This window comes from Kribbella sandramycini (genome assembly GCF_013131805.1).
GTDB classification, from domain to species: Bacteria; Actinomycetota; Actinomycetes; order Propionibacteriales; family Kribbellaceae; genus Kribbella; species Kribbella sandramycini.
The window spans coordinates 1,068,636-1,091,594 of record NZ_JABJRC010000001.1; the positions used below are offsets into that span (position 1 = coordinate 1,068,636).

General features: G+C 68.7%; 22 protein-coding genes and 1 tRNA gene. 9 read left to right on the forward strand and 14 right to left on the reverse strand.

The features are described from left to right. Positions 1–63 precede the first annotated feature (63 nt). Complete coding sequence (locus tag HPO96_RS04670; RefSeq protein ID WP_171671270.1) at positions 64–1,035, reverse strand: helix-turn-helix transcriptional regulator; 972 nt, start codon at positions 1,033–1,035, stop codon at positions 64–66. 53 nt (positions 1,036–1,088) lie between these two features. Between HPO96_RS04670 and HPO96_RS04675 the strand changes: the two genes are divergently transcribed. Further along, positions 1,089–1,655 carry a TIGR03086 family metal-binding protein gene (locus tag HPO96_RS04675; protein ID WP_238354697.1) on the forward strand — a complete coding sequence of 189 codons (567 nt, stop codon included), beginning with the start codon at positions 1,089–1,091 and terminating at the stop codon, positions 1,653–1,655. Here the strand turns inward: HPO96_RS04675 and HPO96_RS04680 are convergent. From HPO96_RS04680 to HPO96_RS04690, 3 genes are read right to left on the reverse strand one after another with little or no spacing between them, the layout of a single operon-like run. Beyond that, complete coding sequence (locus HPO96_RS04680; RefSeq protein ID WP_171671272.1) at positions 1,652–2,407, reverse strand: SDR family oxidoreductase; 756 nt, start codon at positions 2,405–2,407, stop codon at positions 1,652–1,654. The two genes, HPO96_RS04675 and HPO96_RS04680, sit on opposite strands and share 4 nt — an antisense overlap. Then, positions 2,407–3,627, reverse strand: a complete 1,221-nt coding sequence (locus HPO96_RS04685; RefSeq protein WP_171671273.1) for an acetyl-CoA C-acetyltransferase — start codon at positions 3,625–3,627, stop codon at positions 2,407–2,409. The genes HPO96_RS04680 and HPO96_RS04685 overlap by 1 nt, the downstream gene beginning before the upstream one ends. A gap of 15 nt (positions 3,628–3,642) precedes the next feature. Next, positions 3,643–4,788, reverse strand: a complete 1,146-nt coding sequence (locus HPO96_RS04690; protein ID WP_171671275.1) for an acyl-CoA dehydrogenase family protein — start codon at positions 4,786–4,788, stop codon at positions 3,643–3,645. A 73-nt stretch (positions 4,789–4,861) separates the two neighbouring features. Here HPO96_RS04690 and HPO96_RS04695 point away from each other — a divergent pair, with 73 nt between their 5' ends. Beyond that, positions 4,862–5,461, forward strand: a complete 600-nt coding sequence (locus HPO96_RS04695) for a TetR/AcrR family transcriptional regulator (RefSeq protein ID WP_337796508.1) — start codon at positions 4,862–4,864, stop codon at positions 5,459–5,461. Positions 5,462–5,504: 43 nt separating this feature from the next. On the opposite strand, the gene HPO96_RS04700 is transcribed toward HPO96_RS04695, so the two are convergent. Beyond that, entirely contained in the window at positions 5,505–6,071 is a 567-nt protein-coding gene (locus HPO96_RS04700) for a YceI family protein (protein WP_171671278.1), read from the reverse strand. Between the two features lie 138 nt (positions 6,072–6,209). Between HPO96_RS04700 and HPO96_RS04705 the strand changes: the two genes are divergently transcribed. Further along, a complete protein-coding gene (locus tag HPO96_RS04705) occupies positions 6,210–6,677 on the forward strand; it encodes a MarR family transcriptional regulator (protein ID WP_171671280.1) in 468 nt (155 codons plus the stop codon). On the opposite strand, the gene HPO96_RS04710 is transcribed toward HPO96_RS04705, so the two are convergent. Continuing rightward, the gene (locus tag HPO96_RS04710; RefSeq protein ID WP_171671282.1) at positions 6,678–8,015 is read right to left on the reverse strand and encodes an FAD-dependent oxidoreductase; all 1,338 of its coding nucleotides are present in this window, start codon (positions 8,013–8,015) and stop codon (positions 6,678–6,680) included. An 80-nt stretch (positions 8,016–8,095) separates the two neighbouring features. Here HPO96_RS04710 and HPO96_RS04715 point away from each other — a divergent pair, with 80 nt between their 5' ends. After that, the gene (locus HPO96_RS04715; protein WP_202885488.1) at positions 8,096–8,530 is read left to right on the forward strand and encodes a MarR family winged helix-turn-helix transcriptional regulator; all 435 of its coding nucleotides are present in this window, start codon (positions 8,096–8,098) and stop codon (positions 8,528–8,530) included. A 4-nt stretch (positions 8,531–8,534) separates the two neighbouring features. Continuing rightward, on the forward strand, positions 8,535–9,440 hold the full coding sequence (locus tag HPO96_RS04720) for an aminoglycoside phosphotransferase family protein (RefSeq protein WP_202885489.1): 906 nt from the start codon (positions 8,535–8,537) through the stop codon (positions 9,438–9,440). On the opposite strand, the gene HPO96_RS04725 is transcribed toward HPO96_RS04720, so the two are convergent. The 4 genes from HPO96_RS04725 to ettA form a co-directional block, all read right to left on the reverse strand. Then, positions 9,424–10,041: a dihydrofolate reductase family protein gene (locus tag HPO96_RS04725; protein WP_171671284.1), complete on the reverse strand. Its 618-nt coding sequence runs from the start codon at positions 10,039–10,041 to the stop codon at positions 9,424–9,426. The genes HPO96_RS04720 and HPO96_RS04725 overlap by 17 nt on opposite strands. Further along, positions 10,038–10,502, reverse strand: a complete 465-nt coding sequence (locus HPO96_RS04730; RefSeq protein ID WP_171671286.1) for an SRPBCC domain-containing protein — start codon at positions 10,500–10,502, stop codon at positions 10,038–10,040. Before HPO96_RS04730 ends, HPO96_RS04725 begins: the two co-directional genes overlap by 4 nt. Next, the gene (locus HPO96_RS04735) at positions 10,499–10,837 is read right to left on the reverse strand and encodes an ArsR/SmtB family transcription factor (RefSeq protein WP_171671287.1); all 339 of its coding nucleotides are present in this window, start codon (positions 10,835–10,837) and stop codon (positions 10,499–10,501) included. The genes HPO96_RS04730 and HPO96_RS04735 overlap by 4 nt, the downstream gene beginning before the upstream one ends. 104 nt (positions 10,838–10,941) lie before the next feature. After that, entirely contained in the window at positions 10,942–12,624 is a 1,683-nt protein-coding gene (ettA, locus tag HPO96_RS04740; protein ID WP_171671289.1) for an energy-dependent translational throttle protein EttA, read from the reverse strand. 133 nt (positions 12,625–12,757) lie between these two features. Between ettA and HPO96_RS04745 the strand changes: the two genes are divergently transcribed. Both HPO96_RS04745 and HPO96_RS38935 read left to right on the forward strand, forming a co-directional pair. After that, positions 12,758–13,297, forward strand: a complete 540-nt coding sequence (locus tag HPO96_RS04745) for a single-stranded DNA-binding protein (protein WP_171671290.1) — start codon at positions 12,758–12,760, stop codon at positions 13,295–13,297. 48 nt (positions 13,298–13,345) lie between these two features. Beyond that, positions 13,346–13,960 carry an SRPBCC family protein gene (locus HPO96_RS38935; RefSeq protein ID WP_171671292.1) on the forward strand — a complete coding sequence of 205 codons (615 nt, stop codon included), beginning with the start codon at positions 13,346–13,348 and terminating at the stop codon, positions 13,958–13,960. Positions 13,961–14,106: 146 nt separating this feature from the next. Here the strand turns inward: HPO96_RS38935 and HPO96_RS04755 are convergent, their stop codons facing one another. The 3 genes from HPO96_RS04755 to HPO96_RS38940 form a co-directional block, all read right to left on the reverse strand. Next, positions 14,107–15,777 (reverse strand): P-loop NTPase family protein, encoded by a 1,671-nt coding sequence (locus HPO96_RS04755; RefSeq protein WP_202885490.1) that lies wholly within the window; start codon positions 15,775–15,777, stop codon positions 14,107–14,109. Positions 15,778–15,782: 5 nt separating this feature from the next. Then, a complete protein-coding gene (locus HPO96_RS37920; RefSeq protein ID WP_184999618.1) occupies positions 15,783–19,814 on the reverse strand; it encodes an AAA family ATPase in 4,032 nt (1,343 codons plus the stop codon). Positions 19,815–19,904: 90 nt separating this feature from the next. Next, entirely contained in the window at positions 19,905–21,365 is a 1,461-nt protein-coding gene (locus HPO96_RS38940; protein ID WP_171671295.1) for a PrsW family glutamic-type intramembrane protease, read from the reverse strand. Between the two features lie 154 nt (positions 21,366–21,519). On the opposite strand from HPO96_RS38940, the gene HPO96_RS04770 reads away from it, so the two are divergent. Both HPO96_RS04770 and HPO96_RS04775 read left to right on the forward strand, forming a co-directional pair. Further along, positions 21,520–21,593: transfer RNA gene (locus HPO96_RS04770), tRNA-Arg, on the forward strand. A gap of 157 nt (positions 21,594–21,750) precedes the next feature. Beyond that, the gene (locus HPO96_RS04775) at positions 21,751–22,158 is read left to right on the forward strand and encodes a DUF3592 domain-containing protein (RefSeq protein ID WP_171671297.1); all 408 of its coding nucleotides are present in this window, start codon (positions 21,751–21,753) and stop codon (positions 22,156–22,158) included. Here HPO96_RS04775 and HPO96_RS04780 read toward each other — a convergent pair whose 3' ends face one another. Next, positions 22,159–22,659 carry an RICIN domain-containing protein gene (locus HPO96_RS04780; RefSeq protein WP_171671299.1) on the reverse strand — a complete coding sequence of 167 codons (501 nt, stop codon included), beginning with the start codon at positions 22,657–22,659 and terminating at the stop codon, positions 22,159–22,161. Positions 22,660–22,959: the final 300 nt, after the last annotated feature.

Here is a 22,959-nt window from a genome sequence, read left to right on the forward strand (position 1 = left end):
CCGCCGGAAGCGCCATCGTGCTGGGACACGACGTGGTCACCGGCGGCGGGGAGTCCGCAGCAGTCAGCTGTAGAGCGCGACGGTCTGTTTCGCCAGCTCCAGCAACCGGGCCCTCAGGTCGATCGGCTCCAGCACTTCGGCGTCGGCGCCGAAAGCCAGCAGGACGCCGCAGGCCGCCTCGCGCACCCGGAACTCCAGCCGCAGCTGCGGCCACTCGTCGTCCGACGGCACCTCCTCAATGAGGGTGCCTTTGGCAAGCATCGGCGTCGCGATCCGCCGGAACAGCTCGGCTCGCTCCGGCCGCACCCGGACCTCGACGCGCACTCCCTCTGGCGCCTGTTGCTCAAGGCTGGACCGCAGCCGATCCCACTCCGCCCGAACATCCAAGCCGTCAGGCCGTGCCGCAGACTCTTCCAACACATCTGCCTGCTGCACTCGCGAGACCCGGTACATCCGCGCTGTGCCCCGATGCGCAGCTACTAGGTACCAGCGGCCGGCTTGCTCGACCAGACCCCAAGGATCGACCGTCCGGCGCTGGAGCCCTTGACTGGCCGACGCATAGCGCAGCCGAACGCGTCGCTGCGTCACCACTGCCTGCCGCAGCACCGGCAGTGCGCCGTTGTCCTCGGCATCGGCGAACCAGCGCCGCCTGTCCACGACGATCGAGCCAGACAACGCCTCGGCGTCACTCTGCAACTCCGTGGGCAGAGTGGCCGCCAGCTTGCCCATTGCGCTCTTCAGCGGCCCCTGAAGCCCCAGCTCGTCAGACATGGCGGACCGCCCCGACCAGGCGAACAACGCCTGCGCCTCCCGCGCCGTCAGCCCACTGACATCAGCCCGATACCCCGGCAGCAACACGCATCCGCCGTTCCGCCCGCGTTCGGCGTACACCGGCACTCCTGCTGCCGACAGCGCCTCCATGTCGCGGACGACGGTCCGTCGCGAGACCTCCAGCCGCTCGGCCAGCTCACCTGCGCTGATCCGGCCGCGCCGCTGGAGCAACAAGATGATCTGCAACAACCGGTCCGCCCGCATGACTTCAGAATATGGGACAGAAGATGTCTCATATTCAGCACGAGGGTAGTGCCATGACAACTGCAGATCCCCGACCGATGCTCATCCGCGCGCTCGACCAGACCGAAGACCTGATGTCCGCCACCGGACCGGACGACCTCGCACTCCAGACGCCGTGCGCGGACTACGACGTCCAGACGCTGCTCGGCCATCTGCTGACTGTGGCGGGTCGGATCGACCTCGCCCTGAGCGGTGCCGACCCGCTGGTACTCCCGCAGGTCACGACGGCCGACGACGTCCTCGGCACTTGGAAGGAGCGGCGCGCGAAACTCGATGCGACGCTGGCCGACGACGCCGTCCTCGCGCGAACCTGCAAGGTCCCCTGGGGAACCGTACCCGGCGCGGCCGCGGCCGCCGGCTACGTCGGTGAGCTCACCATGCACGCATGGGACCTGGCCAAGGCTCTTGGCCGCCAGGAGCAGCTCGACGACGAGCTGGCGGTGTACGTCCTCCCACTGATGCAACGGGCGCTGCCGGAGCACCCGCGCGGTGGGCCGATCCCGTTCGGCCCCGTCGTACCGGTCGCCGACGACGCATCACCGTACGACCGGTTGGCAGCTTGGGAAGGCCGGCAGCCTTAGCCGACCATGCCGCCCTTCAGGGTGAGGCCGCCGTCGATGGTGATGGTCTGACCGGTGATCCAGGACGCCTCGTCGGAGAGCAGGAACCAGACCAGCGAGGCGACGTCCTCGGGGCGACCGAGGCGGGCCAGCGGGTACGTCCCGGCGACCTCCTCCTCCCGGCCTTCGTAGAGGGCGCCGGCGAACTTGGTCTTCACCACCGCCGGGGCCACCGCGTTGACGCGAATCTCGGGCGACAGCTCCAGCGCGAGCTCGGCTGTCACCCGGGACAGCATCGCCTTGGTCGCGCCGTACCAGCCGATCCCCGGCGACGGCGACTGGCCGGCCAGCGAGGAGACGTTGACGACGGCGCCGCCGTGGTTGCCCATCCAGGCGTTCCGGCAGGCCTTCACCCAGGAGATCGTGGCCAGCACGTTGGTGTCGACCATCTTCGCCGCGACCCCGGCCTCGACGTCCAGCAGATCGCCGTAGATCGGGTTGATGCCGGTGTTGTTCACCAGCAGGTCGAGCGATCCGTACGTCGCCACCGCGGCGGCCACCACCGCGCCGCGATGGGCGCCGTCCGCCGCGTTCCCGGCGATACCGAGCGCGTGCGGGCGGCCGCCCAGCTTCTGGACGGCCTCGTCGAGGGCATCTTGGTTCCGGCCGGTGATGACGACGCGCGCGCCGTCCGCGACCAGCCGCTCGGCGATCGCGAACCCGATCCCCCGCGAGGCTCCGGTGACGATCGCCGTTCGATTCTCCAGGCTCATCAGCTGAGCCGCTCCAGCACGATCGCCATCCCCTGACCGCCGCCGACGCACATGGTCTCCAGGCCGAACTGCTTGTCCTCGAACTGCAGGCCGTTCACCAGGGTCGTCATGATCCGCGCGCCGGTCGAGCCGAACGGGTGGCCGAGCGCGATCGCGCCGCCGTGCACGTTCAGCTTGTCCTCGTCGATGCCGAGCTCCCGCGCCGAGCCGATCACCTGGACGGCGAACGCCTCGTTGATCTCGACCAGATCGATGTCGTTGATACTCATCCCGGCCCGGGCCAGCGCCTGCTTCGACGCCTCGACCGGCCCGAGGCCCATGATCTCGGGCGACAAACCGCTGACGCCGGTGGAGACGATCCGCGCCAACGGCGTCAGACCGAGCTCGCGCGCCTTGGTGTCGCTCATGATCACGACCGCGGCCGCGCCGTCGTTGAGCGGGCAGCAGTTGCCGGCCGTCACCGTGCCGTCGGGCCGGAAGACCGGCTTCAAGCCACTCACACCCTCCAGCGTCGTGCCCGCGCGCGGTCCGTCGTCCTTGCTCACGACCGTGCCGTCCGGCAGCGTCACCGGGACGATCTCGCGCTCGAAGAAGCCGTTGTTGATCGCCTTCTCGGCCAGGTTCTGCGAGCGGACGCCGAACGCGTCCTGGTCGGCGCGGGTGATGCCCTTCAGTGTGGCGACGTTCTCCGCGGTCTGGCCCATCGAGATGTAGATGTCCGGCAGGTAGCCGTCCTGGCGCGGGTCGTGCCAGGTCTCGTTGGTCTCGGCGTACTTCGCCGTCCGCGCGACCGCGTCGGTGAACTGCTCGTTGAACGAGCTCGGGTCGCCGACCCCGGCGGAGCCGAAGTTCTTGTACCGCGAGACGCACTCGACGCCCGCGCTGACGAAGATGTCACCCTCACCGGCCTTGATCGCGTGGAAGGCCATCCGCGCGGTCTGGGTCGACGACGCGCAGAACCGGTTGATCGTGGTGGCGGGCGCGTTGTCCCAGCCCAGCTGGACCGCGACCCGGCGGGCCATGTTGCCGCCGTGCTCGTCGTGCGGCTCCGCGCATCCGAGCATCAGGTCCTCGATCTGGTCGCCGGTGAGGCCGATCTTGTCGGTCGCGGCCTTGATCATCTGTACGGCCAGGTCGTCCGGCCGGATGGTGGTCAGCGAACCCTTGTTCGCGCGGCCGATCGGCGAGCGGGCCGTCGAGACGATGACTGCTTCAGGCATTTCGCGATTCCCCTTCTACAGGCCCAGGTCGCGGCCGATGAGTTCCTTCATGATCTCGTTCGAGCCCGCCCAGATCTTGGTGACGCGCGCGTCGCGCCAGGCGCGGGCCACCCGGTACTCGTTCATGTAGCCGTAGCCGCCGTGCAGCTGGACGCAGGCGTCGAGCACCTCGTTCTGCACATGCGCGCTCCACCACTTGGTCTTGGCCGCGTCGACCGCGGTCAGCCGGTTCTCGTCGTGCGCGACCACGCCGTTGTCGACGTACGCCTGGGTGACCTCGACCTTGGTGACCAGCTCGGCGATCAGGAACTTGTTGTACTGGAACGAGCCGACCGGCTGACCGAAGGCCTTGCGCTGTTTCACGTACTCGATGGTCTCGTCGAGGATCTGCGCGGCGTGCGCGATATTCGACACCGCGGCGCCGATCCGCTCCTGGGCGAGGCGCTCCATCATGTGGATGAAGCCGCGGTCGAGCTCGCCGAGAACGTTGTCGTCGGCAACGAAGAGGTCCTCGAAGAACAGCTCCGAGGTGCCGGACTCGGTCTGGCCGACCTTGTCCAACTTGCGCCCGCGGGCGAACCCCTCCATCCCTTCCTCGACGACGAACAGCGTGATGCCCTTCGCGCCCTTCTCCGGGTTGGTGCGGGCGGCGACGATCACCAGATCCGCCATGTCGCCGTTGGTGATGAAGGTCTTGGAGCCGTTCAGCACCCAGCCGCCGTCGACCTTCTTCGCGGTGGTCTTGAGCGCGGCCAGGTCGGACCCGCCGGAGGGCTCGGTCATCCCGATCGCGGCGACGTACTCGCCGGAGCAGAACTTGGGCAGCCAGCGCTGCTTCTGCTCCTCGGTGCCGAGGTCGACGAAGTACGGCGCGGCGCAGTCGTAGTGGATGCCGAAACAGCTCGACAGCGCGGCGGAGACCTTCGAGACCTCCTCGGCGAAGACCTGGTTGAACCGGTAGTCGCCGACGCTGGAGCCGCCGTACTCCTCGGGGACGTCGAGGCCGAGGAAGCCCTGCTTACCGGCCTCCAGCCAGGCGGCGCGCTCGATCGTCTTCTCCTCGAGGAACTGCTCCATCCGCGGTACCAGCGACCGGTCGCAGTACTCCTTGGCACTGGCCCGGAAGGCGTGGTGGTCCTCGTTGAAGATGACGCGTTCCATCGTCGGCCTCCGCTGCGTGAGATTTGTGGCTAAGCGCTTGCTTAGCTTCCCGCGAGTGGTGCATGGTGTCAACGTGTCCGCAGTCACCGATTCCCTCGATTGGGATCACGTCGAGCCGCCCGCCGCCCGCCGGCTGGTCCAGGGCGCCATCGACGCGTTCGCCGAACGCGGCTTCCAGGCGACCACCACGCGGGACATCGCGTCTCGCGCCGGGATGAGTCCAGCCGCTCTGTACGTGCACTACCCGTCCAAGGAGCGACTGCTCTTCGAGATCAGCCTCTACGGCCACAACGCCGCTCTGGAGATCCTGCGCTCAGCCGACACAGGCGGCGCGCCGGCCGATCGGCTCCGGTCGCTGGTCGCCGCCTTCACCGCATGGCACGCCCGGCACCACACCATCGCGCACGTGGTGCAGTACGAGCTGAACGCCCTCTCCCCCGAACACCTGGCCGAGGTCGCCACGATCCGCCGGGCCATCTCGGCGCAGATCGAGCAGGTGCTGACGGACGGCGTACAGGACGGCTCGTTCGCCGTTCCCGATCTGCCCGGTACGACACTCGCCGTACTGTCGCTGTCGATCGACGTGGCCCGCTGGTACACGCCACACCGCGGCGACCCGGATGCGCTGGGCAAGCTGTACGCCGATCTGGCGCACCGGATGGTCCAGGCATGACACAGCCCCGCATCCACCTGGATGCGGGGCTTTCGAAGTCAGCTCAGGCGTTCAGCGCGGCCTGGACGTCGAGGTGGATGTCCACCTTGTCGCCGATCAGCAGCTTGCCGCCCTCGAGCGGGACGTTGAAGTCGATCCCCCACTCCTTGCGGCTGATCGAGGTCGAGGCCTCGAAGCCGATCACGGTCTGGCCGTAGGCGTTCTGCTCGACGCCGAGGAACTCGAAGGCGAGCTCGATCGGCTTCGTGACGTCCTTGATGGTCAGCTCGCCGGCCAGGACGTAGTTCTCACCCTCGGCCTTCAGGCCGGTGCTCGCGAACGTCATCTTCGGCGTGTTCTCGGCGTCGAAGAAGTCGCCGGAGCGCAGGTGGCCGTCACGCTGGTCGTTGCGGGTGTGGACCGAGGCCAGCTCGACCACGACATTGGCGGTCGACTCCTCCAGGGAGTCCTTCACGACGATCTCGCCGGTGAACTCACGGAAGGTGCCGCGCACCTTGGTCATCAGGTGCCGCACGGTGAAACCGATCTCGGTGTGCGCCGTGTCGAGCGAGTAGGTGCCCGCAACCAGGCCGGCGATGCTGGTGGTCGGGGTGCTGACGGTCTCGGTCATTTCAGTCCTCTTCGGGGAGTGTGAACGGTATCGGGGGCGTCGCGGTCGGTAGGATCTAGGTTGAAGCGTCAACCCGTTGACCACGACAGTAGGCACCAACGGTTTAAATGTCAACTACATTCCCGCTACACTGTTCTCGTGACGACGACGACTGAGACCCGGTGGCTGAACGCCGAGCAGCAGGTGGCGTGGCGCGCGTACCTGCTGGGCACCGCGCGCCTGATGGCGAAGCTGGACGACGAGCTGCGGCAGTTCGGTATCGGCATCAACGACTACGAGATCCTGGTCCGCCTCTCCGAAGCGCCCGATCGGCGCCTGCGGATGGCCGACCTCGCCGACCGGCTACACCAGAGCCGCTCCCGGCTGACGCACACCATCGGCCGCCTCGAAGCCGCCGAGCTGGTCCGGCGGACGTCGTGTACCAGCGACAAGCGGGGCGTCTGGGCCGAGCTCACCGACGCCGGCCACGCCCTCCTCGTCGAGGCGGCGCCAACACACGTCGACAGCGTCCGCGAGAACCTGGTCGACCTGGCCAGCCCGGAGGACTTCACCGCGATCGGCCGGGTCTTCGACGCCGTCGCGGAGCATGTCGGTCAGCAGCGCTGATCAAAGCGTCAGTTCGAGCTCTTCCCGGTCGGCGCCGCGATACGCGAGCATCGAGTCGCGCATCCGGCGCTTGACCGGCGGCAGGTGGTTGACCGCACGCATCGCCGTCCGCATCCCTGCCAGCGCCAGCCGGCCGACCACCGGCTTGTGGACCGGGTCGGCCGCGGTCATCTGCGCACGCGACTTGAGCACCGCGTCGAATCCGTACTCGATCATCTTGACCTCGTAGCGGCGTACAGCGCCGGTCTGGCCGGCGCGGACCTCGATCAGCGCGCGACAGAGGTTCACCGCATCGCGGAGCGCGGTGTTGGCGCCGACGCCGCGACCTGGCGTCATCGTGTGAATCGCGTCGCCGAGCAGGGTCACATTGGTCGTCTCCCACGGCTCCAGCGGCACCGACGTCCAGATGTTGACCGGGAAGCACGTGCTCGGGTCCGTCAGCTCGAACAGCCGGCGCAGATCGGGATGCCATCCGGGCGTCAGCTTGAGTGCGACGTCGATGAGCTCCTGGCCGCGGAGCGCCATGATGTTGGCGGGCAGCTTGTCCTTGGTCGCCGACAGGCCCCAGTTGATGTAGTCGCGGGTGTTGTCGAACTGCAGCCCCGGCCAGCGCCGGATCAGCTCCTCGGTATTACCGCCGATCCCGCTGTGCACGTTGCCATCCCGGTCCCACTGGAACTCCATTACGTGCAGGATGCAGGCCAGGCCGCGCGGAGCGTTGACGATCGTGATCCCTTCGAACACCTTCGGCGGGACCAGCGCCTTGCTCTCCGCGGTGATTGCCAGCTTGCCGGCGATCGCGACGATCCCGGTCTCCTCGGTCTGGGCGTGTGGCAGGTACTGGCGGCGCACGCGCGAGCCCGAGCCATCCGCACCGACCAGCAGGTCGCCAGTGGCTTGCGTCCCGTCGGCGAAGTACGCCGTCACCTGATCGCCGTGCTGCTCGAATCGGGTGAACTCCTTACCGAACCGGACGACGTCGTCCAGACCGGTCAACAGCACTTGGCGCAGCGTCATCCGGCTGATCGACTTCTCACTCTCGACGGGATCCGTGACCGGCGGCAGCTCCATCGACAGGACCTCCTTGAGGTCCTCGGTGAGCATGTTGAAGTACTTCGGATCCCGCGCCCTGGTGGCGACGAAGGTGTCGTAGAGGCCGGGCGGCAGCAACGAGTGCAGCGCGCGGCTCCCGTCCGGATCGATACCGACCCGATAGCCGTGCAGGCCGTCGGTCCGCAGCGCGTCGCGCTCGAAGACCTCGACCTCGATCCCGGCCCGCCCGAGCCCGTGCGCGAGCGCGAGCCCGCCGGTTCCGCCCCCGATGACCAGCACCTTCATGTCTCACCTTTCCAATTATCTCGTCAATCCGAGTATCTTGGAGATGCGAGATAAAAGCAAGCTCTATGCTGAGGCGGACCATGACCAGTGCCAGGGAAGAGCTCAGCGCCCAGATCGAGCAGCGGATGGTCCGTTTCATCGCGGACGTGATCCTGTTCAACCACGCCGTCTCCGCGCGCCTCGGCCTCGGCGCCAGCGACTCACAGTTCATGACACTGCTGACGACGTACGGCCCGCTCACTCCGCGCCAGCTCGCCGAGCACACCGGCCTCACCTCGGGCACCATCACCGGCGTCATCGATCGCCTCGAATCCCACGGCTTCGTCACCCGCCAAGCCGACCCGACGGATCGCCGCAAGGTGCTGGTCACGCCGTCGGTGGCCGCGATCCAGGAGAAGCTGGTGCCCTTGTACGCCGAACAGGGCGCCCGAATGCAGGCAGTCCTGGCGACCCGCTCGGACGCGGAGCTCCGCACGATCGCGGCCTTCCTCGCCGATTCGATCGCCGAGGAGTAATTCCTTGGACAGCGCGGCCGCCGGCCCGGACGCTGATGCGGTGACGAATCATCATCAAGACGGCCGCGCCGGTATCGATGCCGGGCTCGTCCGGCGGCTGGTCGCCGACCAGTTCCCGCAGTGGGCCGCGCTGCCGATCACGCCGGTGAAGATCGACGGCTGGGACAACCGCACGTACCGGCTCGGCGACGAGCTGACGGTCCGGCTACCCACCGCCGCGTCGTACGCGACGGCCATCGAGAAGGAACACCACTGGCTGCCGATCCTGGCGCCGCAGCTCCCCTACCCGATCCCCACCGCGGTCGGGATCGGCGAGCCCGGCCACGGATACCCGCACCGCTGGGCGATCCGCCGGTGGATCCCAGGCGCGACCGCCACACCTGAGACCGTCGACCTCGACGAATTCGCGCACTCGGTCGCGACCTTCATCCTGGCGCTGCAGCGCTGCGACGCGACCGGCGGGCCGCTGCCGGGTATCCACAGCTTCCAGCGCGGCGGACCGCCGTCCTACTACCACTCCGCGACCATGGCCGCGCTGGCCGAGCTGAAGGATCGAATCGACGCGTCCCTGGCGCTGGAAGTCTGGGAAACGGCGCTCGCCAGCTCCTGGGTTCGGCCGCCGGTGTGGTTCCACGCCGACCTTGCCCATGGCAATCTGCTCGTCGAGAACGGCCGTCTGTCCGCCGTGATCGACTTCGGCACCTCAGGCGTCGGCGACCCGGCCTGCGAGCTGGCGGTCGCGTACACATTCTTCTCCGGACGCGCGCGGGAGGTCTTCCGCTCGGCCGTTCAGCAGGACGCCGGCACCTGGGCGCGTGGCCGCGGCTGGGCGCTCTGGAAGGCGCTGATCACGTCGGACTTCCGGGTCATCGACGAGGTCCTCGCCGACCACCTCACACAAACGCGCTGACACCTGCGTAGTCGGCCAGACGGGCGGCGCCGGCGGTCTCGTACTCCAGCAGCAACAGACCGCTCGGCGTCGCCTCCTGGTTGCGAAGCACCAAGCCGGACGGCGCTCCGGTCTCGAACAGCCGGCGTCCGGCACCGATGATCGTCGGCGCGACCACCAGCCGAACGGCGTCCACCAGCCCCGCCTTCAGAAGCGAATCACCGAGTCGGGCGCTGCCGTGGATCTGCAACTCGTTCCCCGGCCGGCTCTTCAGCTCCACGATCTCGTCGAAGGTTCGGAGGACGGTCGTCGGATTCCAGCTGCCCTGGTCGAGAGTGTTGGTGACGACGTACTTCGGCAGCGTGTTCATCCGCTGGGTGTACGGATCGTCGGGGTCGGTGATCTGGGGCCAGTCGCGCGCGAAGGCGTCGTAGGTACGACGTCCCAGCAGCAGGGCGTCGGCGTACCCGAGCCACTCGACGGTCCGGCTGACGAAGGTCTCGTCGAAGAACGGGACGAGCCAGCCACCGCGTGCGAAACCGCCGGTGGTGTCCTCATCGGCCGAGCCGGGGCCCTGACTGACGCCGTCGAGGGTCACGAACTCCGTGAGTACGAGCTTCATCGCTCCACCTGCTCTGCCAGCTGCCTGGTCACAGTCCCCCAGCCATCGGCGAAGCCCAGCTCCGCATGCCGTTTCCGCGCGGCCGGATCCGCATGCCGCACGAGCGCCCGGTACGCCGTACCGTCGGGATGCTCGGCCAGCGTGATCTCGGCGACCATCACGACCGGCTCCGGACTCGCCGGCCGCCACTCGCTGTCGATCGCGTTCGTGAACACGATTCGATCCAACTCCTCGACGACCACGAAGGTCGCATCAAGCTGCGGAATGAACTCGATGCCGTCCTCGCTCATCCGCGTCACCAACGCTCCGCCGGCACGCGGCTCAAGCCGCTCGACCTGGCACAGCGCGGGCGCCGGGACCCACCACCGGGCGAACTTGTCCGGCTCGGTCCACGCGCTCCATACCGCGGCCCGGGGCGCACGGATGATCCGCTCGATGGTCAGATCCAGCTCGGGATTCATTGCTGCTCCTCGGTCGATTCGGTGACGAACCGCTCCAGCCGATCGGTCCGATCCGCCCAGATGCGGCGTTGATCGGCGAGCCAGTCGTCGACGAGCGCGAGCCGCTCGCGGTTGAGCACACAGGTCCGCACCCGGCCGGTCTTGACGGTCCGGATCAGGCCGTTCGACTCGAGCGTCCGGACATGTTTCATGAACGACGGCAGCGTCATCGGGAACTCTGCCGCGAGCTCTCCGACACTCGTCGGGCCGCGGCCCAGGCGGCGGATCACGTCCCGGCGGGTCGGGTCGGCGAGCGCGCCGAACACGCCGTCGACCTCGAGCGAATACTGTGCCATGCGGCTAAGTATTGCTCTGGGTCAATACTTAGCGCAAGGGCTAACTATTGATCGCGCGAAAGGGCCCTACCTCGCCTGGAGGCAGGGCCCTTCGAGTGATTTGCTCAGTCGCGGGTGAGCTTGCGGTGGGTGACCCGGTGCGGGCGGGCCGCCTCCGGGCCGAGGCGCTCGATCTTGTTCGCCTCGTAGGAGGCGAAGTTGCCCTCGAACCAGAACCACTGCGCCGGATCCTCATCCGTGCCCTCCCAGGCCAGGATGTGGGTGGCGACGCGGTCCAGGAACCAGCGGTCGTGGGAGACGACCACGGCGCAGCCGGGGAACTCGAGCAGCGCGTCCTCGAGGGACTGCAGGGTCTCGACATCCAGGTCGTTGGTCGGCTCGTCGAGGAGCAGCAGGTTACCGCCCATCTTCAGCGTGAGGGCCAGGTTCAGCCGGTTGCGCTCACCGCCGGACAGGACGCCGGTGGGCTTCTGCTGGTCCGGGCCCTTGAAACCGAACGACGCGACGTACGCGCGGCTCGGCATCTCGAAGTTCGCGACCTTGATGTAGTCGAGCTCGTCGGAGACCTGCTGCCAGACCGTCTTCTTCGGGTCCAGACCGCCGCGGGACTGGTCGACGTAGGAGATCTTGACCGTCTCGCCGAGTTTGAGGGTGCCGACGTCCGGCTGCTCCTCGCCGACGATCATCCGGAACAGCGTCGACTTGCCGACGCCGTTCGGGCCGACGATACCGACGATGCCGGCCCGCGGGAGGCTGAAGCTCAGGCCGTCGATCAGCGTGCGGCCGCCGAAGCCCTTCTCCAGTTTGCTGACCTCGAGGACCGTGCTGCCCAGGCGCGGACCGGCCGGGATGTTGATCTCGTCGATGTCGAGTTTCTTGGACCGCTCGGCCTCGGCCGCGAGCTCCTCGTAGCGGGCCAGGCGAGCCTTGCTCTTGGTCTGGCGGGCCTTCGCGTTCGACCGGACCCACTCGAGCTCGCGCTCCAGGATCTTCTGCCGCTTGGCGTCCTTCTGGCCCTCGACGACGAGCCGCTGCTGCTTGGTCTCGAGGTACTTGGAGTAGTTGCCCTCGTAGCCGTAGGTCTTGCCGCGGTCCATTTCCAGGATCCACTCGGCGACGTTGTCGAGGAAGTACCGGTCGTGGGTGATCGCCAGGACGGCGCCCGGGTACTTCTGCAGGTGCTGCTCGAGCCACAGCACGGACTCGGCGTCCAGGTGGTTGGTGGGCTCGTCGAGGAGCAGCAGGTCGGGCTGCTGGAGCAGCAGCTTGCAGAGCGCGACCCGGCGCCGCTCACCACCGGAGAGGTTGTCGACCAGGACATCGGCCGGCGGGCAGCGCAGCGCGTCCATCGCCTGCTCCAGCTGGGCGTCGACGTCCCACGCGTTGCGGTGGTCGAGCTCGGTCTGCAGGTCGCCCATCTCGGCGAGCAGGGTGTCGTAGTCCGCGTCCGGATCGGCCAGCTCGGCGGAGATCTCGTTGAAGCGGTCGAGTTTGGCCTTGGTGTCGCCGACCCCCTCCTCGACGTTCTCCAGCACGGTCTTGCCCTCGGTCAGCGGCGGCTCCTGGAGCAGGATCCCGACCGTCGAGTCGTCGGCCAGCCGCGCCTCGCCGTTCGAGGGCTGGTCGAGCCCCGCCATGATCTTGAACAGCGAGGACTTGCCGGTGCCGTTCGGCCCGACGACGCCGATCTTCGCGCCGGTCAGGAAGTTCAGCGTGACGTTGTCGAGCACGACCTTGTCGCCGAACGCCTTCCGGACGTTGCGAAGGGTGTAGATGAATTCCGCCATACCCAGAGCCTATGCGCTGACCGGGGTGCGGACCCAACCGGTTGTCCACAGGGCCGGAAACGGCGCGGAATCCGGGCGCCGATCGCGGCATGTTCTCCGCTGACGACATGCGATCGAGAGGACGGTGGTCGAGATGAGCCTGGGTGACACCCATGTGACCGTGCAGGGCTGGGTCGGCAGCGCGCCGCAGTTCAAGGAGATCGGCGGCCGGACGCCGCGGACGACATTTCGGGTCGGCTCAACGCCCAAACATTTCGACCGCGGGCTGAATGCGTGGGCCGACAGACCGACGACGTGGTTCGCCGTCGAGTGCTGGCGCGCCCTTGCGCAGAACACGTTCGAGTCCGTTCAGCTCGGTCAGCCGATCCTTGTGAGCGGCTGGCTGCGCACCCGCGAATGGACCGAGGAGGGCGGTGAGAAACGCTCCCGCGTCGTGCTCGAAGCCATCTCGATCGGCCACGACCTGTCCCGGGGCACCACGAGCTTCACCAAATCCAAACCTCGCGCGGAGCCGGCCTGGCGATCCCTCCCACCCGCCGGCGACGCTGCACCGCCCTCGACGGCCGCCGCCTCCTCCGAGCCCGCCGGCTCTCCGGGGCTCGTCGTCCCTTACCCGCCCGACGAGTTCACGACCGTCCCTCTCCCCCTCACTCCGACCACGGAGGCGGCATGACTATCTCAGTCTTGACTTATATAAGCTCGGAGCGGCATTCTGAGCCGCATGATCGACATTCTCGAGCAGCTCGACGCCGTCCAGCGCGAAGTCAGCCGGACGGGCGAGACCGTGCGGCTACAGATGACCCGCGCCTACCGGGCCACTCCGGAGGAGCTCTGGGACGCGCTGACCGACCCGGCCCGGCTGGCCCGCTGGTTCTGGCCGACGACGGGCGATTTCCAGGTCGGCGGCAGCTTCCAGCTGCAGGACATGGCGGGTGGCGACGTCCTGGAGTGCGAGCCGCCGAAACGCTTCAAGGTGACCTACGGCGGCCCGAACAGCCTGCTGGAGATCCGGCTGCAGCCCGGCCCGAGCACCTCGACCGAGCTCGAGCTGGAGCACATCGTGACCGACATCCCCGCGCCCGGCGCCGGCGGCGCGCTGTACGTCGGCCCCGGCTGGGACGGCGGCCTCCTCGGCCTCGCCCTCTACGTCGACGGCCTGTCCCCCGACCACGACCCGATCACCTTCGCCGACTCCCCCGCCATGCTCCAGTTCAACGAACAATCCGTCCGCCTCTGGCTGGAGGTCGTCCGCGCCTCCGGCACAACCTCCGAGCCCGACCTCCTGGAAGCCGCCCAAGTCTCCCTGGCCCAATTCGCCCCCGGCGCCACCCTCTAACCGACCGCCTCAACTTCCCCGGCCACCACGGGCACCTCGGCGCCCCACGCGCCCGCCACGTCAACCCGCCCACAGCCGACTCCCGTCCCAGCTCGCCCACCGACGACCACCGCCTCGGGGTAGCCCCGGGCGGTGGGTGTCTCGGCTCAGCCGCGGGCTACGGCCAGGGTGTCGCGGCAGGTGCTGTAGGCCTCGAGCTCGGCGCGGGCCGGCGCCACAACGTGGCTGTCGGCAACCTTCTCGAGCTCGCTGCGCAATGCGGTCTCGGCCAGCCGGGCCCGACGTGCCGCGCCACTCGTCGCGAACAGCCGACACAGCACCGCAAGCCCGACACCGAGCGCCACGCCACCAACCAGCATGATCCACGTGTAAGCGATCCCACCCGCCCCCGGCAGCGGCACCTCACCCGCATCGGCGATCCGCGCCACCAGCGCGGCGAGCAGCCACGCGGCACCGCCCACCGCCACCAGGAACAGCAACCACTGCGCAAACTTGGCCGCACCCCACCAGCCCGGGCTGGCCGAGGTGCCGAGGTCCGCCCGGGAGACGGCGTGGTCGAGCTCGTCGCCCAGCTTCTCCTCCCGGCGGCGGATCGCCGTCCGGACGGAGTCGGCCCACGGGCGCGACAGACCGGCCGCGGCCCGCTCGGTGATCGTGCGCACCGCGCTGTCCATCCGGGCCCGCTGCACAGGAGTTGCCGCCGGCAACGAAGTACGAGCCTGCGCGACCTCCGTCGACGCGGACTTGCGCAGCGCCTTGCCTTCCTGACGCGAGACCTCGTCCAGCTGCAGACCCCGCAACGGGTCAGGGCGGAAGCGGCCCATCCACTTCGTCAGCGGCCAGCCGGTGGCCGCCTGCGCCCGCTGCAGGTAAGAACGACGGACGGCGTCGACGACCACCGGCAGACCGCTGGCGTCGGCCAGCGCGTCCACCAGCTCGGTGACGTCGCTCTCGGCGATCTCCGGCGTCTTCGCCGTACCGCACTGGCTGGCCATCCGGTCGGCGACGCGGTCGACGTCGGCCGCGAGCCGCTCCTTGGCCGAACGCTTGTTGCTGACGCGCTTCACCAGCAGCGCGCGGATCTCGTCGAGCCCGTCACCGCTGACGGCGGAGGTCGCGACGATGGTCGGCGCCTTGACGCCGTCCGCCTTCAGCAGCCGGTCGAGATCGTTCAGGCAGCTCTTGCGCTGGTCCGGCGTGAGCTTGTCGACGTGGTTCAGCGCGAAGACCATCACGCCGGAGTGCGAGGCGTAGGGCTTGATGTAGCGGTCGTGCAGCGCGGCGTCGGCGTACTTCTGCGGGTCGACGACCCAGACGAGCATGTCGACCAGCTCGACCAGCCGGTCGACGATCAGCCGGTGCTCGACCTCGATCGAGTCGTGGTCGGGCAGGTCGAGCAGGATCAGGCCGTCCAGATCCTCGGACTGGGCGTCCTCGAGCGAGCTGCGGTGCTGCACCTGGTGCCGGCGCGGGATGCCGAGCCAGTTCAGCACCTCGCCGGCGGGCTCCTCGCCCCAGACGCAGGCCAGCGGCATCGAGCTGGTCGGGCGGCGGGTTCCGATCGCGGCCAGGTCCAGGCCTGTCATCGAGTTGAACAGCGATGACTTCCCCGAACCAGTGGCCCCGGCCAGCGCGACCACGGTCAGCTCGCCGGACATCCGCAGCCGCTGACCGGCGCGGTCCACGATCTGCGTGGCCTCGGTCAGGACAACCGGATCCAGGCGGCCCTGGCCGGCTGTCGCGGCCTGCTCCAGGGCGTCGATCTTCTTCAGGACGTCGGTCGCGCCACGCACCGGGCTGTCGACCGTATCCGTCATTTCCGTCACGTGCAGTCCTCCACCGCGCGGGCGGCCTCGGTCAATTGCCTGGCCGCCTCGGCGTCGACCGGATGCTGGTCGAGGACAGTCAGATAGCGGGCGAATTCGGCATCCATCAAGGCATGAACCCTACCGTCAAGATCCTCGCGCGCCTTCGTCACGAGGGTCTGAACCGCGTCGTCGCCGTACACGGCGGTCAGCAGCTTCTGCCCGACGACCGCGCTACCGACCCCGGCGCTCAGCTCGGCGCCGGTCGGGATGCCCGCGTTCTCCGCGAACAGCACGACCATCACCGACAGCGCGAGACCGTTCACCCCGGCCTCCAGGATGCGGGCGGCCAGGCGCTTCTCGGTGCCCACCTTGCGGACCAGCTCGAGCACGTTGCCCTGCCACTCGCGGACAGTCTGCTCCGCCGCCGCCGGGAAGCCCTCGGTCATCGTGCCCAGCGTGCCATCGGCCACCGCGAGCAACTGCCGCCCGGCCGGCGACGCCTGCCAGATCTTCTCGGCGCGCTCGGCGGTCACCTCGGCCTGCTCGATCAGCAGCGACGACAGGCCCGACTCGATCGCGTCATTCAGGTCCCGGGTCGTCGCCGCCGGTTTCGCCGCCAGCGAGGTCTTCACCTTGTCGCGCAGCTTGCCGGCGTTGCCCTGCAGCCCCTTCAGCAGCTCGCCCGTCCCGACGAACTCCTGCCACCGGGCGAGCACCTCGCCGCGCAGCAGCGTCGCGTCCTGCGTCGCCGTCGCAATGTCCTTGAACGCCTGGTCGTAGGCGCCCTCGACACTGGAGCGCAGCTCGGCCGCGGTGTCACCCTGCGCCCGCACCGCCGCCGCGAACGGCGGCGTCGTCTTCACCATCGCGGTCACCGCGCCGTGCAAGGTCCGCCGGACGACCGCGGCCCGGGCCTCGGCGTCCGCGGCCAGGTCGACCAGCCAGTCCCGGATCGAGACCACGGTCTCGGCCGGCAGCATGCCGTTGCCGTCGACAACCGTCTCCTTGATCGAGAACAGCGGCGAGTCGCCGAGCCCGCGCTCGAGCAGCATCTGCGCCAGGTGCCCGGTGATGTCGTCGATCGTCTCCGCCGGCGCCCGGTCCAGCACCACGGCCACCGCCGTACTGCGATCCGACGCGCTCTGCAGGAACTCCCACGGCACCGCATCCGAGTACCGCGCGGCCGTCGTCACGAACAACCACAGATCCGCCGCCGCCAGCAGCTGCGTCGCCAGATCCCGGTTCGCCTCGACGACCGAGTCGATATCCGGCGCGTCCAGCACAGCCAGCCCGCGCGGCACGGTGTCCGAAGCCACCAACCGCAGCTGCCCCGGGTCCTCCATCCCACCCGGGCTGCCCTCGGTCGTCCGCGCCATCCCCGGCAACACCCGGTCACCCACGAACCAGTCCGCATCCGCCGGGTGATGAATCAGCACCGGCGACCGCGTAGTAGGCCGCAACACCCCCGGCTCACTGACAACCTTCCCGATCACGCTGTTGACCAGCGTCGACTTCCCAGCCCCCGTAGACCCGCCGACCACCGCCAGAATCGGCGCCTCCAACTGCACCAACCGCGGCAAAATGTAGTCGTCCAGCTGATCCAGCATGCTCTTCTGCTGCTGCCGAGCCTCATCAGCCCCCACCACATCAAGCGGCAACCGACTCCCCGCCAGCGCCCCCCGCAACTTCATCAAAGCCGTAATCAGAGCCATAGCAGCCTGCTCAGCCGCCAACCGCTCAGCCAAAGCTTCCCCACTAAGCTCCGCCTCAGCCTCGCCCTCAGCGCCCTCCCCCTCAGCGCCGTCCCTCACATCCCCCTCGCCAGCCTCAGCCCCGGCCTCACCAGCCGCACCCGAGCCCTCCGCCGCCTCCGCGTCAGCCACCTCGGAGCCGCTCCCCACGACCTCCACATCAGCCGACTCGGCACCATCCGCAGCTTCCGCGTCGGTGCGCTCAACGCCACTCTCCGCAGCCTCAGCCTCAGCTGAACCAGCACCACCCTCGGCAGCGCCCGCAACCTCCGCGTCACCCGACTCGGCTGCTCCCTCAACTACCGCCGAACCACCGTCAGCCCCCTCAGCCGCACCCGAGCCACCCACCACAACATCCACATCAGCCGACTCAGCACCCGCTACAACCTCCGCGGGCTCCACGTCCGCGCGCTCAGCACTGTCGGCAGCGCCGACGTCACTCGACTCGACACCGCTCTCGGCTGCTTCGCCCGCACCTACCGCGGAACCGCCATCAGCAACCTCGCCCGCACCCGAGCCACCCGCCGCATCCCCGTCAGCCGCCTCAGCGCCTACCGCAACCTCCGCGGGCTCCGCTTCCACGCCCTCAACGCCACTCTCCACAGCGTCAGCCTCAGCTGAACCAGCACTACCCTCGGCAACGCCCGCAACCACCGCGTCACCGCCCTTGGCTGCTTCACCCTCAACTACCGCGGGACCGCCATCAGTAACCTCAGCCGCACCCGCGCCACCCGCCGCAACATCCACGTCAGCCGACTCAGCAGCCTCCGAGGTTTCCGCGTCCGCGCGCTCAGCGCCGCCCTCGGCACCGTCGACCTCAACTGAACCAGCACCACCCTCGGCAACGCCAGCAACCACCGCGTCACCCGGCTTGGCACCGCCCTTGGCTGCTTCTCCCTCTACTACCGCGGGAGCGCGGTCGGCAGCCTCAGCCGCACCAGAGCCGCCAGCTTCAGCGTCTACTTCAGCCGGCTCGGCAGTCTCCGCGGCTTCCGCCTCAGCCAGCTCAGGCGACTCTCCCTCGGCTACCTCGGCGTCGGCGGTGTCGGCCTCGGCTGTGACAGCGTCAGCGGCGTCGGCCTCGGCTGTGACGACGTCGGCTGTGACGGTGTCAGCGGTGTCGGTGTCAGCGGTGTCGGTGTCGGCGTCGGCGTCGGCCGCGTCTGGGCTAGCCGTCGGGGTGTCCGCTGCGTCTGGGGCAGGTTGTTTCGCGGTGCTGCCGGCGACCTCGGGTGTGCTCCCGTCGGCCGGCATGGCGACGGCTTCGGGGGCCTTGGCGGCGGATGCTTCGTGCGTCGAGTCGGCAGCTGTGCTCTGGTCGTCGGGTTTGTTCTCGACGGGCTCTTGGAGGGCGTCTGGGGACTCCATGACGGCGGAGTACTCGACGGCGGCCAGCTCTTCGGCGTAGGCGGCGGCTTCGTCGGCGGCGGAGAGCGTCGATCCGGCGCCCGACTTGGGCAGGCCGACGATGATGTTGCCGTATTCGAGCGGGAACCCGTCCGGCGACTCGTCCGGCTCGTACACGACCCCGACCGTCGGCCGCGGGCGCTCGGGCTCGGCCTCCTGAGCCGCTGGTACGTCGCCCTCAGCTGCCCGGATGTCAGCTGCATCGTCGAGCTCAACGTCTTCCGCGGTGTCCTGAGCGGGGTCGGCATCGGCCTCACCCGCGTCAGCGCCGTCCGCGGCACTTGAGCCGGCCGCGTCAGCGCTAGGCCCGCCAGGGGCAGCCTCGGCCTTGACGTCGGCCGATCCTGGAGCGCCGGTCTTACCCGACTCGTCAGTTGCAGCCAGAGCGTCAGTCTCTTCCGGGCCTGCAGTTGCGCCCTCGCCGTTCACGCCCTCGGGGGTGGCCTCCGGGGAGTCGGCTGCAGCGGTCGGGTCCGTGGCTGTCGGGGTGGCTTTGTCGGCGGCTGCGCTCTCGGTGGTGTCCTCCGCGGCCTCGGTGCTGGTCGGCGCGTCGGCGGCAGTTTCAGTCGCGGTGGCCGGGGCCTGGGCGGCGTCGGCGGGCTTGCTGGTGTCTGCGGCGTCCGCGGCCTTGGCGTCGGGCTCGCCGGCAGCCGGGCTCGGTGTGCCCGGGCTCGGGGCAGCCGGGCTCGGCGTGGTGGGGTTGTCCGCGGGTGCGGAGGCGGCCGGGTCGGGGGTGGGGTTCTTGCGCTTGCGGCGGCGCCAGAAGCCCTTGCCCTTGGCATCGGCGTCGGATCGCGCGATCAGGTTCGCCAGCTCCTGGGCAGACTGGTCCCGGCCCGGAACCCGTGGCTCCGGACCTTCACCAGCTGCTGACCTGATGTCAGCCACGGCGTCCGCCCACGAGCACAGAGTGCCCGGTCGGACAGCACAGAAGCAAAGTCATCGTCATCCCCGTTTGGCGGCGTGGACGGGCGGCGGTCACTGCGATGGTGGATACGGACCGTATCCTCCCGGCGTTCCCAGCTGGTCAGGGGGTCCGGATGGGTAACCGGCCTGGCCCGCTGGGTAACCGGGTTGCCCCGAGGGATACCCCGGCTGAGGCGCCGGGTAACCACCCGGCGGCGGTCCGCCGCCAGTCTGGTCCTGGACGCCGCCACCCGGCGCTCCGCCGCCCGGGCCGGGGCCGGGCATCGCCTGCGGGAAGGCGGCCGGCATCGGCGGGAACGGAACGCTGGCCCGCCGGGCCCGGAGCTCGTCCAGCAGCTTCTTCTCCTCGGGGAGCGCCTCCGGCCCGATCACCTGGCGGACGATCTTGTCCCGCAGGTAGGCCAGGTCGGTCGCGTTCTGCTGGAACGCCTTCGCGGCGGCTTCGGCCTGGGCGCCGTAGCGGCGCGCGTTCTGCCGCAGCGCCTTGCGCCCGCGCATCGTCGCGATCAGCGGCACCTCGGGCGCGACCAGCCACCCGAACCGCACGTAGTCGTAGAGCCGGGAGGCGATCATCTTGCCCTCGCGGGAGCGCAGGACCAGCGCGAAGATCACCATGCCGACGAAGATCGGCACCATCAGCAGGAAGTAGGCGACCAGGAAGCCGGTCCCCTCTGCCCAGCTGGCCGACGCGTTCCAGGCGGCGTGCGCGAGGACGGCGGCCAGGAAGCCGACCACCGGCGCCAGGAACCGCACCGCCGTACTGCGATGCCGGACGGCGATCCCGATCCCGATCGCGGTGAACGACGTGAACAGCGGATGCGCGAACGGCGACATCAGCCCGCGGAGCACGAACAGCACCAGGACCCCGCGCAACCCGGCGTCGCTACCGGCCTCGTTCGACAGCTCGCTGAAGATGCGGCCGTAGTAGAGGATGTTCTCGGTGAAGGCGAAGCCGACGCCCACCATCCCGGCGTAGACCAGGCCGTCGATGATCCCGTCGAACTCCTTGCGCCGGACCAGCGCGAGCAGCAGGATCACCGCGCCCTTGGCGAACTCCTCGACCGGGGGCGCCACGAAGATCGCCGACCGGTCGCCGCCGGCGCCGGTCTCGGCGAGCTGCCGGGCCACCTCGGTGTTGATGAAGATGGCGACCAGCGTCGCGATGAACGCACCCCAGCAGAGCGCGAACACGATGTATCTGGTCGGCTCCGGCTCGTAACGATCCAGCCACAGGTACAGCGCGATCACCGGGACCACGGGCACCAGCGCGAACGCCATCCCCCAGGTGAACCCGCCGGCTCCGGTCGAGCGGGCCACGATCCAGAAGATCCCCAGCCCGGCGATCGCCATCACGACCGCGATCACGACGCCGATCAGCACGCCCCGGTTCCGCCGCTGCCCGGGCACCGGATGGTTCCCGAGAACGTTCGGCTGCGGGTACTGGCCGCCGGAAGACGCCGTCCCCGCCGCGGGTTGCGGAGGTCCGGCCGGGCCTGCTGAGGGGTAACTCATGCCCGCAGCCTAGTTGGAGACCCGACCCGACGGCAGAACCGCCCACGCAGCGTTACCGGGATGGAACGACATCCCTGTACTTCACCCCTGGACGCCACGCCCGGTAACCCGGCAGCGCGTTCGCCCGCCCATCTGACAGACTTCTCCCAGCCACGCGCCCGTAGCTCAGCTGGATAGAGCGTCGGACTTCTAATCCGTTGGTCGCAGGTTCGAATCCTGCCGGGCGCGCTTCACTACTTCCCAGGTCGGGCCCCGTCGGCCGCTCTGGGCACGGAACCAGGTATCTCGGTCGGACGTCGCACCACCCGTGAGTGACCAAAAGACACAGCCCCGGGCCCGCTGGCGCGTTGGAATGGCCAGTGTGTTGCTACTCGTCTGCGCTCTGGTGAGCGTATTCGTCGGGTGGTGGATGGCCCTCGCGCTCAACGGCCTGCAGGAGCGGGGCGAGGTGGTCACCGGCACTGTGGTGAAGGTCGACGACTCGGGGCGCCACCAGAGCATCAAGGTCCAGTACACGACGAAAGCTGGCCGGAAGGTCACTGCGAGTACCAGGAACTTTCGGCAGGCCGTGGTGGGGCAGCCGATCGAGATCCGGTACGACCGGGAGCACCCGGGCCGGATGGCGGTCGCGGACTGGGACCTCGACTCTACGTTCCCGAAGTATCTGTCCGCTGGGGTGGCAGTGCTGTTCGTGGTCGGCTCCGCTGCCTCCATGTACCGCAAGTCCAGCCGCACTCTGCTACCAGGCGGGCGCTCGGACGACGAATCCGGGCGCCCGCCTGTCAGAGGTTGATCAGAGCCAGTCCTGGGTCTGGCCGCCGTCTTCGGTTCCGATGTAGACACGTTCGGGGGCGGCGTCGAGCACACCGCGCCCACCTCGCGATTGCTGGTGGTAGATCGTCCAGTTGCCGGAGTCGTACCGCCACCCTTGGTACTCACCGCCATTACACCCGTGTCCGTAGACAAGCCCGGTGCTGCCGTTGCCGTCGAGGCAGAAGTACGTCGCCTTGTTGAACAGTTCGGGCCAGTTGCCACCGCCCCGCTCGTTCCACTGCCACTGCTGGCTGGCGCCCCAGTGACACGGGGCCAGGTAAACGCGGCTCCGATCGGAGGCGTCATTGGTCAGGCAACGGTCCCACAAGTCGTTCCTGATGAATCCATAGGCGTTGATCCCCGCCTTCTCGAATTTGTACCCCGGCGGTACCGAGATTCCCGCCGGTCCGGGCTCGGCCACCGGAGCCGCGGCGCTGGGAGAAGTGAACAGCACGCCGATCGCAGCCAGCGCCAGGAACATCAATCCGAAAGTTTTTCCACTAATACGCAAAGCTGAACTCCTATCATCATTATGCCGAAGATGTTTATGGAGTTTCACCAGAAAATAGTTGCCTCGACTACCCTTTCGATCACCGTCGTAACCACACAACCCGAGGCGGTCCGGCCGAATTCGGGCAGGGTTTCTCCGAATTGCCGCGTGGAAACCGATTTTCGTTACGCGGTTGAGATGGAATGCATTGTTGGCGTTCGACGGCGCCGATAGATGTGGTTCTCCCCGTCGTCCTGGTCGACGGCGGCCACCTCGGTGCACCTGCGCCGG